The sequence below is a fragment of the Herpetosiphon sp. genome (genome assembly GCF_003512625.1).
Classification (GTDB): Bacteria; Chloroflexota; Chloroflexia; order Chloroflexales; family Herpetosiphonaceae; genus Herpetosiphon; species Herpetosiphon aurantiacus.
In genome coordinates this window covers 1-13,732 of the sequence record NZ_DOPT01000027.1, presented here as the reverse complement: position 1 = coordinate 13,732, position 13,732 = coordinate 1, and the positions used below count along the sequence as shown (strand labels likewise).

Annotated in this window: 15 protein-coding genes; 13 read left to right on the top strand and 2 right to left on the bottom strand. The window is 50.5% G+C overall.

Annotated elements, in window-relative coordinates; translation table 11 throughout:
* The first annotated feature begins 151 nt into the window (after window positions 1-151).
* The 12 genes from nadC to DEF47_RS06195 all read left to right on the top strand — a co-directional run bounded on the left by nadC (window position 152) and on the right by DEF47_RS06195 (window position 12,147).
* Window positions 152-1,045, top strand: coding sequence for a carboxylating nicotinate-nucleotide diphosphorylase (gene nadC, locus DEF47_RS06250; protein WP_012190915.1), 894 nt, complete (start codon window positions 152-154; stop codon window positions 1,043-1,045).
* A 114-nt stretch (window positions 1,046-1,159) separates the two neighbouring features.
* Window positions 1,160-2,920 carry a cellulase family glycosylhydrolase gene (locus tag DEF47_RS06245; RefSeq protein WP_012190916.1) on the top strand — a complete coding sequence of 587 codons (1,761 nt, stop codon included), beginning with the start codon at window positions 1,160-1,162 and terminating at the stop codon, window positions 2,918-2,920.
* An 89-nt stretch (window positions 2,921-3,009) separates the two neighbouring features.
* Entirely contained in the window at window positions 3,010-4,236 is a 1,227-nt protein-coding gene (locus DEF47_RS06240) for a cellulase family glycosylhydrolase (RefSeq protein ID WP_012190917.1), read from the top strand.
* A 111-nt stretch (window positions 4,237-4,347) separates the two neighbouring features.
* The gene (locus DEF47_RS06235; protein WP_012190918.1) at window positions 4,348-4,722 is read left to right on the top strand and encodes an NADH ubiquinone oxidoreductase, 20 kDa subunit; all 375 of its coding nucleotides are present in this window, start codon (window positions 4,348-4,350) and stop codon (window positions 4,720-4,722) included.
* A gap of 9 nt (window positions 4,723-4,731) precedes the next feature.
* A complete protein-coding gene (locus tag DEF47_RS06230) occupies window positions 4,732-5,577 on the top strand; it encodes a hypothetical protein (RefSeq protein ID WP_012190919.1) in 846 nt (281 codons plus the stop codon).
* Window positions 5,578-5,587: 10 nt separating this feature from the next.
* A complete protein-coding gene (locus DEF47_RS06225; protein WP_012190920.1) occupies window positions 5,588-6,559 on the top strand; it encodes an ABC transporter ATP-binding protein in 972 nt (323 codons plus the stop codon).
* Window positions 6,559-7,338, top strand: a complete 780-nt coding sequence (locus tag DEF47_RS06220) for a hypothetical protein (RefSeq protein WP_012190921.1) — start codon at window positions 6,559-6,561, stop codon at window positions 7,336-7,338. The genes DEF47_RS06225 and DEF47_RS06220 overlap by 1 nt, the downstream gene beginning before the upstream one ends.
* Window position 7,339: 1 nt before the next feature.
* A complete protein-coding gene (gene glpB / locus DEF47_RS06215; RefSeq protein ID WP_012190922.1) occupies window positions 7,340-8,548 on the top strand; it encodes a glycerol-3-phosphate dehydrogenase subunit GlpB in 1,209 nt (402 codons plus the stop codon).
* 149 nt (window positions 8,549-8,697) lie between these two features.
* A complete protein-coding gene (locus DEF47_RS06210) occupies window positions 8,698-10,746 on the top strand; it encodes a sensor histidine kinase (protein WP_012190923.1) in 2,049 nt (682 codons plus the stop codon).
* Window positions 10,727-11,410: a response regulator transcription factor gene (locus DEF47_RS06205; RefSeq protein WP_012190924.1), complete on the top strand. Its 684-nt coding sequence runs from the start codon at window positions 10,727-10,729 to the stop codon at window positions 11,408-11,410. The genes DEF47_RS06210 and DEF47_RS06205 overlap by 20 nt, the downstream gene beginning before the upstream one ends.
* Before the next feature lie 57 nt (window positions 11,411-11,467).
* Window positions 11,468-11,800, top strand: a complete 333-nt coding sequence (locus tag DEF47_RS06200; RefSeq protein ID WP_041304649.1) for a hypothetical protein — start codon at window positions 11,468-11,470, stop codon at window positions 11,798-11,800.
* Between the two features lie 26 nt (window positions 11,801-11,826).
* Window positions 11,827-12,147: a hypothetical protein gene (locus tag DEF47_RS06195; RefSeq protein WP_012190926.1), complete on the top strand. Its 321-nt coding sequence runs from the start codon at window positions 11,827-11,829 to the stop codon at window positions 12,145-12,147.
* Between the two features lie 243 nt (window positions 12,148-12,390).
* Here the strand turns inward: DEF47_RS06195 and DEF47_RS06190 are convergent, their stop codons facing one another.
* Entirely contained in the window at window positions 12,391-12,846 is a 456-nt protein-coding gene (locus DEF47_RS06190) for a peroxiredoxin (protein WP_012190927.1), read from the bottom strand.
* 73 nt (window positions 12,847-12,919) lie between these two features.
* On the opposite strand from DEF47_RS06190, the gene DEF47_RS06185 reads away from it, so the two are divergent.
* Window positions 12,920-13,306 (top strand): hypothetical protein, encoded by a 387-nt coding sequence (locus DEF47_RS06185; RefSeq protein WP_012190928.1) that lies wholly within the window; start codon window positions 12,920-12,922, stop codon window positions 13,304-13,306.
* Between the two features lie 116 nt (window positions 13,307-13,422).
* Here DEF47_RS06185 and DEF47_RS25155 read toward each other — a convergent pair whose 3' ends face one another.
* Complete coding sequence (locus DEF47_RS25155) at window positions 13,423-13,647, bottom strand: helix-turn-helix domain-containing protein (RefSeq protein ID WP_353845048.1); 225 nt, start codon at window positions 13,645-13,647, stop codon at window positions 13,423-13,425.
* Window positions 13,648-13,732 lie beyond the last annotated feature (85 nt).

The following is a 13,732-nucleotide window of genomic DNA, read 5'->3' as shown; positions in this document are numbered from 1 at the left end:
TATTTATAAAGATTTTTAATAAATTTATTATTCGATCAGCCCAAGCGATGCTGCCAGAGAATCCTGCAGGCGACACCATTAACCATGGATTGCTTGCAGGATTCGTGGTCAGTTGAGGCAAATTGATCACCGCAACAAGGATTTTTATGCTATGATTGACAATCGTAACCCAATGTACAAGGACAATGGTGTTTGTGCAATGTACCTTCCTCAAGCAACTCAACGCCTCATCGAATTGGCGTTAGCAGAAGACCTCGATGGTGGCGACTTAACATCACTTGCCACAATTCCGGCTGATTTAGCAGCCAAAGCCCATGTTTTAGTTAAAGATCAGGGTGTACTCGCAGGCATGGACGTTGCAGCGGCGGTTTGCCGTTTGGTTGACCCGGCCTTAGAATGGCAACCAGTGTTAGGCGATGGTTCAGCTGTGGAGTATGGCACGATTGTGGCCTACCTCAGCGGGCCAGCTCGCTCAGTGCTGATGGCTGAACGCACCGTACTTAACTTTTTACAGCGGCTTTCGGGCATTGCCAGCAAAACGGCGCTCTATGTCGCCAAAATCGCCGATACCCAAGCTAAATTGGTTGATACGCGCAAAACCACCCCAGGCTGGCGGGCTTTGGAAAAAGCCGCAGTACGGGCAGGGGGTGGCGCAAATCATCGGTTTAATTTGGGCGATGGCGTGCTGATCAAAGACAATCATCTGGCGCTTGGTGGGCATGATATTGTGGGCGCAATTCAGCGGGCACGGGCTGTTGCGCCGCATACCACCAAAATCGAGGTTGAAGTTGAAGATTTGGCGGGGGTACAAGCAGCACTTGAGGCGGGAGCCGATATCATTATGCTCGATAATATGTCAATTGAGGCCATGCACGAGGCTGTACAGTTAATCGCTGGACGGGCCTTAGTCGAGGCTTCGGGCGGCATCACCCTTGAGCGAATTCGGGCGGTCGCGGAAACGGGAGTCAATGTGATCTCCTGTGGTGCGATTACCCACTCGGCGACGGCGCTCGACATCAGCTTGGACATTGCAATCAATTCGTAACGTGCTCATCAGTAGGTTATAAGCAATTTATCAGGTTGGCCATGCTACTATTACGCAGTCAGTACTGAGCAATTGCTTACGAACGATTTAGTGCATCGACAAAAGGAGAATGCCATGCGACGACGATGGGTTCGTCTTGGCCTGCTCATGCTTATTGCCATGGGCGTAGTGCTACCTGGAACCAAGGCCGAGGCTACACCGCCGCCGCCCTTAGCCCAGTATTTCCCCGAAACCGGGCAATCAGCGGTCAACTATTTCTGGCAATTTTGGAAGAATACGCCGAATGCCATGCGCGTGTTAGGCTATCCCATTTCTTTGCCATTTGTCCAAGAAAGCTTTACCGAGCCTGGTAAATTCTATTTGGTGCAATATTTCGAACGCGCCATCTTAGAAGAACACCCTGAAAACTTCAATCACCCAACCAATGGCAACAAATACTTTGTGCTTGGGCGGTTGCTGGGCAAAGAATTGGCCAAGGGTCGCGAAAATGAACCAGCCTTCAAGCCAGTGGCTAACCCCAACAATGGTACGGTTTGGTTCCCTGAAACCCAACATACTCTGACCAACACGCCTGGCCCATTTTTGACCTTCTGGCGCAATTATGGTGGCCTCTCGGTGTTTGGCTATCCTTTGTCAGAGCCATTCCAAGAGCTGAACCCCGATACTGGTAAAGTCTATTGGGTGCAATATTTCGAGCGCAATCGCTTCGAATATCATCCCGAAGAAAAACCTGAATTCCAAGTGTTGCTTGGTTTATTGGGTAAACAATACTATAACGAACACAAAACTGAGCCAAAATTGGCCGTCAAGGAATGGTTCTTCCGCTATCACACCCGCGCCGAAGCCATCCCAGTCGATTTCATCTATGGCTACAATGTTCAAGCCTTCTACCAAGAACGTGATCGCTTATACCAATTGGTCAACAACGCCGCCTTTGGCTGGATTCGCCAACAAGCACCTTGGGAAGATCTCCAAGCTGCTGACGGTACAATCTACTGGGGTGAGCTGGATAAAGTTATCAACGACGCTCATGCCAAGGGCATTAAAGTCTTGTTAAGTGTGGTTCGTTCGCCAGAATGGGCCAGCGAAAATGGCACGCACGGCTTGCCATCACGCCGCAACTTCCCCAAATTTGGCGATTTTATGCAGCGCATGGCGCAACGCTACAAAGGCAAAGTCCAAGCTTACGAAATTTGGAACGAGCAAAATTATGCGATTGAAAACGGTGGCGTGGTAGCTCCAGCAGCCTATTATGTGGATATGCTGGAATATGCCTACAAAGGCGTGAAAGCTGCTGACCCCGAAGCAATTGTGGTTTCTGGCTCACCAACCCCAACTGCCACCAATCGCACCGATATCGCGGTTGATGAGTTGATTTACTTTGCTCAAATGTTTGCGATTCCTAAATTCTGGAATAACGTTGATGTAATTGGTGCGCACTTCGGCGGCACCTACAATCCACCAGATACCAAGTGGCCCGATAACCCAGGCCCAGGCCCAGGTTGGCGCGACAACTCCGAATTCTACTGGCGACGGATTGAAGATGTGCGCCAAGTGCTGGTCAATAGTGGCAACGGCGACCGCCAAATTTGGGTAACCGAAATTGGCTGGGCCACCGCCAACACCAGCCCAGGCTTTGAATATGGCAACTCGAATACAATCGAAGAACAAGGAGCTTACCTCGAACGAGCAATGTATATGGCTCGCTACGATTACGCTCCATGGGTTGGCGCAATGTTCGTGTGGAACTTAAACTTCGCGGTGACCTCACCCGATCCGCTGCACGAAACTGCTTCATTCGGGGTATTGAACCCTGATTGGAGTCCACGCCCAGCCTATACCCGCTTGCAACAGTTTGCAGCAACCCATAAATAATTAACCGAGGTCGGTTGCAACAACACGAAGATCACGCTCTGAAGCCAGTGTTGTGATCTTCGTGTTGTTGTCTGACGAGGAGTTTGAATATGCCTAAATCACGCTGGTTAAGTGCCGCCATGGTCTGCTTGCTAGCAGTTAATCTTTTGGCGGCCTGTGGTGGCGATAGTGCGCCCACTACCCAACCAACCAATCCTGAAGCAGCCACGGCTACGCCCGAAACTGCTGCTCCAACCACTGATAGCAATCTACCAGTAACGACGGGCAACCCGTTGCAATTGCCCTATTTGCAATATGGTGCAGCCGCGCAACTGTACTATACTGATCGTAATCGCGCCTTGACCTTGATGAACAACGCTGGGTTCGATTGGGTGCGCCAACAGATTCAATGGAAAGATATTGAAGGCCCAAAAGGTAACTTTGGCTGGGGCGAACTCGATGCAATTGTTGCTGATGCCAACGCCAAAAATATCAAAGTGCTGTTGAGCATTGTACGCTCACCATCGTGGGCACGGGCCGATGGAACCAACGGCATGCCCGATAACATCAAAGATTTTGGCGATTTTGTTGAGGCCTTGGTGGTACGCTACAAAGGCAAAGTCCAAGCCTACGAAATTTGGAACGAACAAAATCTTGATCATGAAAATGGCGGCTCACGTGATTCGATCGACGCTACCAAATATGTTGATCTCTTGGTCGAAGCCTACAATCGGATCAAACCGATCGATCCTGAAGCCTTTGTGATTTCAGGAGCATTGACTTCAACTGGCGATTCACCAGCGGCGATCGATGATATGACCTACTTTGAGCAAATGTTTAGCTACAAAGATGGCATTTTCAAAGATCACATCGATGGTGTGGGCTTCCATCCTTCGCCATCGTACAATCCGCCAGCAACCTTATGGCCCGACCAGCCCGGCCCAGGCCCAGGTTGGCTCGAAAGCCCAACCCACTACTTCCGCCATATCGAAAATCTCAAAATCTTGATGGATAAATATGGCATGCAAGATTATCAAGTGTGGGTGACTGAATTTGGCTGGGCGACCCAAAACACCAGCCCAGGCTATGAGTATGGCAACGAAATTAGCTTCGAGCAACAAGGTCAATATGTGCTCGATGCGCTGCAAATGACCCGCCGCGATTACCCATGGGTTGCCACCATGTTTGTGTGGAACCTCAATTTTGCGGTAACTTCGCCTGATCCGCTTGATCAAACCGCCTCATTCGGTATTCTCAACCCCGATTGGAGTCCACGGCCAGTCTTTGAAAAAATTCAAGGCTTTGTTAACGCCGTCAAAACCGAGGAAGGTCGCTAAATCAATAATTCGGCATAGAGCAGCAGCTGTATGCCGAGTTGTACTCCTCATGCCACAGCCGCCAAGACTCTGGTATACTAGCACGCGGTTTCATACGCAATGGAGGTCAGCGTGATTGCGGTTTATCACCTAAATGCTGGCTCAACTGGCATCGAAGTTCGGATTTTGGCTGAGGCTATTCGTAGCGCCCGCAACCTGACATGGGCCGCAACTCCGGCTCATGCTGATATTTTTGTGCTGACTGGGCCAATTCCGCTGTTGTTACGCCCAGCGTTGAGCAATGTTTGGCGCGATTTTATTGCTGATCGTGCGCCATTAATTGCCTTAGGCCGTGCCAGCATCGATGGACATCCGTTTGGACGCGGTGGATTGGCCGAGCTACCAGAAATCCAAGTAGCCGCCAAAATCGATGGCGATCCACCGACGGTTGCGGCAATTCAGGCCGGAATTGTCCAAGCCCTCAATGCCCGTACCGCCAAACACTAAAGGTCGTTTATGAATACATTGCTTCAACAATTGATTGCTGCGTTGCTCTACCCGGGCATGCTCACCACAATGTTGTTAACCCTCGCCGTGATTGGCATTACCAAGTTGCATGCGCCTGGGGGTGGCTTAAGCCGTGGTTTTTTAGCAGCCTTGCAGGGCAAAACTTCGCTCAATCTAGCGCTAGCAGCACTTTTGGCGCTGATTGCCCCAGCATTTTTGCCATGGGCTGGCTCGCCACTGGCAACACCCCGCTTGGGCCAATTATGGTTGGCTTGGGCCTTGCTTGAAACCTCGTTTATGCTAGCGCTCATGCCTGGCTTGCAAAGTTTGGCCGCTTCGAGCGTGCGAGCCGCCATGCGCGAGGCCCAACTCAGCAGCGCAGGGCGAATTGTGTTGTGGTTAGCGCTGGGGGTGGCCCTTTGGACAGGCGATAATTGGCAGTGGAACATTGTGCCAGCCCGGGTTTTGGCATTAATCGCAGCAGCAATGGCTTTGCCGGTGGCGCTTGGTTGGGGGCCATTTGCCCACGATTGGAGCCTCACCCCAGGCGGTCCCGAAGCCGAACTTAACCGTGCTAGTGCTGAGCTAGCCCAATGGGGTCGCGCAATTCGAGCGACTGTCTTGTTAACCTTGATTCCACTCTTGGGTTTTCCAATCACGGCAGGCTTGCATTGGTCGCTGCATGTAGCCTTGACCATCGCTACGACCTTGGCTTTGGCGGGAGTTGGCCGTTATATTAATGGTTCAACGGTGCGCCAACCCTTGAACGAGAGTTTGCGTTGGTGTTACACCCGCGCCTTGCCTTTAGCCTTGCTGAGCGGAATTGTCTTGGTTGCGATGCAGCGCTGGCTGTAGGAGAGAAGCGATGACTGCCTTATTGCTTGAGAAAATCGTCAAACGTTTTGATACAACAACCATTTTGCGTCAACTCAATTTGCTGGTGCAAGAAGGTCAGGTTTATGGGTTGCTGGGAGCCAATGGCGCGGGCAAATCAACCTTAATTCACTTAATTATGGGTTTTTTATACCCCGATAGTGGTCGAATTGAGGTTTTTGGCAAAACACCTAGCGCTATGCATGGTCAAATTGGCTATTTGCCCGAACGCCTACGCTACCACACCCATTGTAGCGCCCGCGAATACCTGACCTATATGGGCAATTTTGCTGGCATGCGCGGAGCCAGCCTGACCAGCCGAATCAACGATTTGCTCGAATTGGTTGGCCTAACTGAATCTGCCGATAAACGCATGCGCAATTATTCCAAGGGTATGACTCAGCGCGTCGGAATCGCCCAAGCCTTGCTTAGCGATCCGCAACTATTGCTGATCGACGAGCCATCATCAGGCCTCGACCCCCAAGGCCAACTTGAAATGCGCGATCTTTTGCTCGATTTACGCAGCCAAGGCCATACCATTTTGATCTGCTCACACCAGCTTGATGAGATTGAGGCGGTTTGTAATCGGGTGGGCATTTTGGTGCATGGCGCAATCGCCGCTGAAACCGATTTAGCCCAACTTACTGGCACAAATGGCGTGGTGATTACGCTTAAAGAAACCCCAACCGATGCGCTCGATTTTGCCTTGCGTTCAATCGACCCAAGCATTGTACGGGATGATCGCTTTATCACAGTGCCCGAAAACAGCCCAAGTTTGCAAGGGCGTTTATTACAATTATTGCTTGACGAAGGCTATACCGTGGCTTCGCTACAACCAAGCCTTGGCAATTTGCGCGATCTCTATTTGCACGTTGTATCGGGTAAAGAACCACCAGCTGAAATGCAGCCCCAAGCGCCGCTGGCCATTCTGGATAGTTTGTTAGCTGGCGAGGAGCAGCAATAATGGCAAAACTTCGACAAATTTGGGCTTGGACACGCTTCATTTGGAGTGAATACCAACGAACAGGGCGTTTTTTAGTTGAGCTAGGGGCATTAATCATTTTTGCCTATGTCTTTCTGCGCAAACCCAATGTTGATGCTCATCTAACTGCTACCCAGTTCTTTGGCATGACCGCAATTTTTGTGCTCTGTCAAACAATTTTTACCACCACGATGATGGCAGGCCTTGGTAATCGACCGCAAGGTTATGTGGTTTTGGCTCGCTCATTAGGCCGCAAAGGCTATTTAGTTGGCCTCTTTTTAGTCGCCTTTTTAATTAGCTTGGTCAATTTAATCCTCTGTACTATCATCGTCACCATCATCAACAAGCCAGTCTTGTGGGATGCAGTGATTTGGGGCGCGGGAGCCTTGCCGCTGATTTTAGATATTGCTTTGGTAACGGCCTTGGTGCTTCTCCTTTCAAGTTTGGTGCTTTCACAAGGCTGGCGCTTGAGCATTTTGGCGGTCATTGCCTTGGCTTCGTTGAGCACCAGCGATATTTTCACCAATACCTTTGATCCGAATGGCAGCTTGGGCAAAATTTTGGCAGCAATTCGCACAATTGTTGGCATTCCGCTAACCCCATTGTTTGCAGGCTTTGAGCTAGCGGTGACGCGCCAAGCCTATGAGAGCAACTTGAATCAAGCTTTGGCAATTTTGGGTGGTCAGGCTGCACTATTAATCGCGGTCAGTGCGTTTGGTTTTTTTGCCTTTGAACGACGTGATATTATTCTAGGAGCCTAAGGTGCAAGCTGATGTGTTGGTCATTGGCGCAGGCCTCGCTGGCTTGTGGAGCGCAATCATCCATGCGCAGGCAGGCCGCAAGGTTAGCCTGTTGGCCAAAGGTCATGGCACATTGCCTTGGAGCAGTGGTTGCCTTGATCTCCAGCCTCACCAACTACCAACCAACCGAGAACATCCCTACTTCACGCTCCAAACCGTGCTTGAACCAACTACCCAAACTTGGCTTAAATTCACTCAAGCACAGGATTATCGCTTTGTTGCCAATTTAAAGCAGCATTATTGGCTGCCAACCGCAATTGGTACATGGCGGCCAACCAACGCCGTACCATTAACCATGCTCAACGCCGAGCGCTCGATCATCAGCAATTATCGGGTGTTGGTGCTGGGCTTCCGCGAATTACGCGATTTCTTTCCGCCCTTGTTGGCTGCACGCCTACAACAACATGGCATTGCTGCCCGTGGCAGTTACTTAACCATGCCAACAAGCCAGCGCTCCCGCGATTTCAATAGCGTGAATTTGGCGCGTTTATGCGAACAAACCAGTTTTCGCCAAGCCCTAATCAAGCAGATCGATCAGATCCGTGGTGATGCCCAATTGCTACTGTTTCCCGCCATGCTTGGCATCAGCCACACTACTAGCATCATCAATGAGTTGCAAACCGCCTTAGGATGTTTGGTAGCTGAAGTGCCAACCCTACCGACTAATGTAGCTGGCTTACGCTTACAACGCATGTTGATGACAGAATTAGAGCAATTGAACGGGCGAATACAACTGAATGCCGAGGTTATTCGCGGCGAATTTATCGATCGGCGCTTGGTAGCGGTGTACAGTGCGGCGGCGGCTCGCGAACAGCGCCACACTGCTGAGCACTTTATTTTGGCAACTGGCGGGATTGGCGGCGGTGGATTACGTGCCGATTATCCCAATGGCTTACGCGAAACAGCGCTTAATTTGCCAGTTCAGCAACCAACCGAGCGCGATCAATGGTTCGAGGCCAATGTGCATGCCCAACATCAACTCTTCAAAGCAGGGATTGCGGTCAATCAACAACTTCAGCCAATTGATGCCCAACAGCAGCCAATTGCCGAAAATCTACAAGTAGTTGGGGCCGCCTTAGCTGGCTGCGACCCAATTCGTGAACGCTGGGTTGAGGGTTTAGCCCTTGCTAGTGCCAGCCATGCCTTTGAGAATCGAGGGTTCAGTGGCTAGGGGTCAGGGCTCAGTTTGGATTACGAAGATAGGCTATTGGCTGAAGGCTTTGGGCTATCGGAACATGGCGTGGGATTGCAACGATTCCAATGGTCAATAGCCTATCACTTCGCGATCTTCGTGGTTTCGGCCTTTGTGGATAATCTTCGATGCAGTTACGACCTAAAATTCGCTTACCAACGCTGCTAATCGGCGTAAATTTGGCAGTTTTAATCATTGCCATCGTAGGTATTGCTACGGTGGCGATTGGTTTGTTATTGGAACTGGGCGATGATCAAGGCTTAGCGCGAGTCCGCCAAGGGGTAGCGATCGCCCAAAACGATGTGCAACGCTCTGGCAACGAGGTATTAACCACCGCCCAACTGTTGGCCGAACGCCCAACCCTCGCTCGCTTGCTGCAAACCAATGATCAGGTTGCCCTTGAAGATTTTTTGGGCCAATTTCAGGCCACCAGCGAACTGGCTGGCTGTGCAATTTATCAAGATGGTCAATTATTGATTGCGGTTGGTACTGAAATTCCAGCCATGCCTGCGCTCGATAATCGCGCATTATTGCTTGATGGAGCGTTGTTGGGTTTAGCGGCCCGCGTGCCACTTGCCACTGATCCCAGTGTGATCGTTGCAGTTTGGATTGAGCTTGATCAGCAGTATCAGGCTGAATTATCGACTATTTTGAGTTTACCCGTAGCGATTGTGCCCCAACAACGCCTGACTAACCCCAATGATCCCTTGACTGAAACCCAAGCCGCTGCCTTGACGACCAACACCATTACCGATAGCTACTTGCGCGATCAACATCACTATATCGCTAGCGCCCCATTATTGGCCAGCACCGGTCAGCCAATTGGTGTGGTCAGTGTGACCTTACCTGATACTCAAATTCGTAATTCGGCGCAGCGGCTTAGCGAAGTTCTGCTGACCATTGCTTTAGTTGGCGGAGTTTTGGCGTTTGGCTTAAATTTGTTGGTTGGGCGCTATGTTGGTTGGCCGTTGCGGCGTTTGACCATGGCCGCCGCCCAAATTGGCCGGGGCGACTTAACCACGCCAGTTGCTCCAGCCAAAGGCGTTGAAGTGGGCATGTTGGCGGGCACATTGGAGGATATGCGCCAGCGTTTGCGTGGCCTGACCGCCGATTTACAACGCCAGCAAGCCGAGGCCAACGCGATTTTGGCTGGCATCGTCGAAGGCGTGTTCACCGTTGATCGTGATCGGCGGATTCGCTATTTGAATCAACAAGCCGCCAGCATGCTTGGTATCGCGCCAGAGCAGGCAATTGGCCGCTTTTGTGGCGATGTATTACAACCGCAATTGGTCGATGGCGTGCGTCCCTGTGAGCAGGCTTGTCCAATTATTCATGCACGATTTCGCGGCCAAGCTCAAGCAACCGAACATTTGCAATTGCTTGATGGCCGCCGCCGCACAGTGATTATTACCAGCGCTGGCGATGTTGAGCAAAACCATGTGCAAGTAATGCGCGATGAAACTGATATTGAAACCTCACGGCGCTTGCGTGATACGATTCTCGCCACGATCTCGCACGAATTTCGCACCCCGTTATCAGCCCAATTAGCCTCGTTGGAATTGCTGCTTGATCAATTACCGCAACTTTCGACTGCTCAGATTCGCCAATTAATCGTATCATTACAGCGTGGAGCCTTGCGATTAACCTATTTGATCGATAATTTACTGGAAAGTGCGCGGATTGAAGCAGGCCAATTGACGATTCGACGCAGCGAAATTGCGCTTGATGGTGTGGTTGAGGCTGCCGTCGAATTGATGTTGCCCTTGATCGAACAGCGCCGCCAGCAGGTCGAGGTCGATTTGCCTTATCCGCTGCCGAATGTTGCTGGCGATGCCACCCGCCTAACCCAAGTCTTTGTTAATTTGCTAGCCAATGCCAGTAAATTCTCGCCACCAGATACCACAATTGCGATTGGCGGCGAAGTAACCAGCGAACATCTGCTAGTATGGGTCGAGGATGAAGGGCCAGGCATGCCGCCATCGCCCAGCGAATCGCCGTTTCGCTTGTTTGTGCGCGGGCGCAACGAGCCAGAGCAAAGCGGCGCAGGCTTGGGCTTGTGGATTGTTCAATCAATTATTGAGCGTCACAATGGCCGAATTCATGTGCCAGCCCGCAGCCTTGGCACGCGGATTGTGATTGAATTACCCAGAGGAACTGATGAAGATTTTAGTCGTTGATGATGATGCTGAATTGCGCGGATTAATTGGTTTTGCCTTGAGCCAAGCAGGCTATGCGGTAGTGCAAGCAGCTGATGGTACGCAAGCATTAACTCAATTCGCTGCTGAACAACCTGAATTGGTGATTCTCGATGTAAATATGCCTGGTTTGGATGGATTTGAAGTTTGTCGGCGCATCCGTGCTCAGTCGATAGTACCGGTCATGCTCCTGACTGTGCGCAACAGCGAAGATGATCTGATTCGCGGCTTGGATGGTGGCGCTGATGATTATCTCAACAAGCCATTTAGCCCGCGCACTCTGACGGCGCGAGTGCGTGCGCTGTTGCGACGTGTCGGCGGCGAACGACCAACACCGTTGCAACAAGGCGATTTAGTGTTGGATACCGATCGCCAAAGTGTTAGTCGCGAAGGCTTGGGCTTTGTCGCCTTGACTAATCGTGAATTTCGTTTGCTGCAATATTTATTGGCCAATGCAGGGCGGGTCGTCAGCAATGAGCAAGTCACAATCCACGTTTGGGGCCATCATGGAATTGGCGATCGCACCTTGTTGAAACAATTGGTGCATCGTTTACGCCAAAAAATCGAGCCAAATCCCACCGAACCCCAATATTTAGTTACGATCCCTAGTGTTGGCTATATGTTGCAGCCCAACGGCACAAACTAGAGCTGCATCAAAACCTAGCCAACCAACGTACAAGCTGCGACTATTTGGGAGAGAACGATGAAACGTAGCCAGACATTGCTGTACGCAGCTGTTGCACTTGGTGGTGTAGTTATGATCACCGAGCGCTCAATCAATCTTTTCAATAGTAGCTCACTTGAAACAACCTTATATGGGTTTGCCATGCTTGGTTGGAGTTTATGGGTTACGAGCCATATCGGCTACTACTGGCTTTTTATGCGCCAATATAGAGCCACAGCCACTGAACCACGGCCAACCCTTGCGCTATTTGAGGCTTGGCTCAACCCCAGCCAGCAACGAGTTTTGATTATATTCCAGGCTAGTTCGGTTGGATTTGGTGTGTTGTGGTTATTGACTAAGTGGTTGCTCTAAAATAATCACAGCGCTTGGAGAGAACGATGAAATATTGGAAGCAAACACTTTTTGGGCTTATTGGGTTGCTTGGCACAAGTCTAGCATTATTTGATAGCCCATTTTGGCAAAATATGGAACTACGCACTGGCCTACGGATGCTGATCGATAGTTTGCCAGGCGTGATGCTGATGGTTGCCAGCTATATCCACGCCCGCTATCACCCGCGCTATCGCCAAGATCGCCAGCCAATCAAGCAAACTGGTGGGCTTTGGCCCGATTGGCTGCCAGATTATGCTTTTAAAACCTTGGCAGGCTTGGCTTTAGTACAAGGCTTGTTGATTATTAGTCTATCAATCGTTAGTTAGATGCTATGTATTCTCCACCCTTCCGTCCCGCCGCTGGAGGGAAACGCAGGGAGAATTAAGGGTAGATTTTTAAGGATAAATCTCCATTCCCTCACCCCAACCCCTCTCCCACTGCGGCGGGAGAGGGGCATTCCACTCGTCATGCTAGGCTGCTTCCCCCTCGCCTCGCATGCGGGAGAGGGGGCTAGGGGGTGAGGGCATGTCAATTGACGGCGAATTCCCGCAGCCCCAGCTTTATGATTGTTACAACGTTTCTAAAACCCGAATGACCTCATTTTGGTCGGGTTGTTGGCCGGGGTTAGTCACCGAAACATGGCGAATGATGCCAGCTTTATCAATGACAAAGACCGCTCGATTGGTAAAACCTTCAGGTCGCAACACGCCATAGGCCTCGGAAACATGGCGCTGATAATCGCTCAGCAACTGATATTCCAGCCCAAGTTGCTCGGAAAAGGCTTTATGCGACCACTTGCTATCGGTGCTAATGCCAAAAATCTCGGTATCGCGTTGATCAAACTCAGGCTTGCGAGCTTGATAGCTGGGCAATTGCAGCGAACAAACAGGGCTGAAATCTAATGGATAAAACAACAGCACAACGTTTTTTTGGCCCTGGAAGCTGGCCAAGTGTACATCGCCTTCAGTTCCAGTTAACGTCCAATCGGGGGCTTGATCGCCCACTTTGAGGGTGGTACTATCCACGCGCAGCGCTCCTTAAAATGACACACTCTGAAGTTTCTATTATACTCCGCATTGGGATTAGGTGAGAGGAATTATGACAAGTCGAATATCAACAATCATTGAACAAATTGCCCATGGCAATCTCAAAACCTTACGGGCTGAGCAAATTGAGCTACACGCAGCCTATTTGTTAGTTGATCAGGCGATCTTTATGTGGGTAAGCCTCGTTAAAATCGCCCAAGTAACCGTTCACAAAGCCTTTCCGACCAAGCAATTGCTAATTTCGAGCGCAGCTTTAACCATGCTTATGGGGCTAAAATCGCCGATCTTGGTTGAGCCAGCCCAAAATCTCTTATCGGCGGGGCTGATTTTGTGGATACTCTATCTCTTTTATAGTAACGCCGCAGAACACCCCGCCCCAAGACCCACGTGGTGGGTTCCCCGCGCGGGATGCATGCGTGCCAGTTCTGACGAAGAGTAGTTAACAAGCGCATACGATTTCGACGATTACGGGAGATGGTGTAATCCTTGCGAACGCCCTACCTTCCTCATTCGGTGGAGCCGCACCCTCGACTGGAGCAACGGTGCGAGGGCATACTAGTCATCCTCGAGGACTAATAACGCTCCGACGGTACATGGGAGCCATGCACAAATTCGCCCCAAGTCATCAAGCGGCACATTCTTAATCGTGTTATTGAGGAGGCGTTCAACAGCGCTCCGACTTGCACCAGATTCTGCGGTGATCACTCGTATCCCCAACGTGCGATTTTCTTTGACTTCTTTTTGTGCCACAAGGACACGGAGGTAGCTTTTGACTTTCATGGCAATAGCTTAATATAGTTAAATATATTATGCAACTACTACGATAATAGTGTTTTTAATTCAAATATATTGATTATTGAACAAC

Excerpts from the sequence above, each read along its gene's own strand:
- nadC (WP_012190915.1), top strand. The coding sequence starts at position 152 with ATGATTGACAATCGTAACCCAATGTACAAGGACAATGGTGTTTGTGCA.
- DEF47_RS06245 (WP_012190916.1), top strand. The coding sequence starts at position 1,160 with ATGCGACGACGATGGGTTCGTCTTGGCCTGCTCATGCTTATTGCCATG.
- DEF47_RS06240 (WP_012190917.1), top strand. The coding sequence starts at position 3,010 with ATGCCTAAATCACGCTGGTTAAGTGCCGCCATGGTCTGCTTGCTAGCA.
- DEF47_RS06230 (WP_012190919.1), top strand. The coding sequence starts at position 4,732 with ATGAATACATTGCTTCAACAATTGATTGCTGCGTTGCTCTACCCGGGC.
- DEF47_RS06225 (WP_012190920.1), top strand. The coding sequence starts at position 5,588 with ATGACTGCCTTATTGCTTGAGAAAATCGTCAAACGTTTTGATACAACA.
- DEF47_RS06220 (WP_012190921.1), top strand. The coding sequence starts at position 6,559 with ATGGCAAAACTTCGACAAATTTGGGCTTGGACACGCTTCATTTGGAGT.
- DEF47_RS06210 (WP_012190923.1), top strand. The coding sequence starts at position 8,698 with ATGCAGTTACGACCTAAAATTCGCTTACCAACGCTGCTAATCGGCGTA.
- DEF47_RS06205 (WP_012190924.1), top strand. The coding sequence starts at position 10,727 with ATGAAGATTTTAGTCGTTGATGATGATGCTGAATTGCGCGGATTAATT.
- DEF47_RS06200 (WP_041304649.1), top strand. The coding sequence starts at position 11,468 with ATGAAACGTAGCCAGACATTGCTGTACGCAGCTGTTGCACTTGGTGGT.
- DEF47_RS06195 (WP_012190926.1), top strand. The coding sequence starts at position 11,827 with ATGAAATATTGGAAGCAAACACTTTTTGGGCTTATTGGGTTGCTTGGC.
- DEF47_RS06185 (WP_012190928.1), top strand. The coding sequence starts at position 12,920 with ATGACAAGTCGAATATCAACAATCATTGAACAAATTGCCCATGGCAAT.
- DEF47_RS25155 (WP_353845048.1), bottom strand. The coding sequence starts at position 13,647 with ATGAAAGTCAAAAGCTACCTCCGTGTCCTTGTGGCACAAAAAGAAGTC.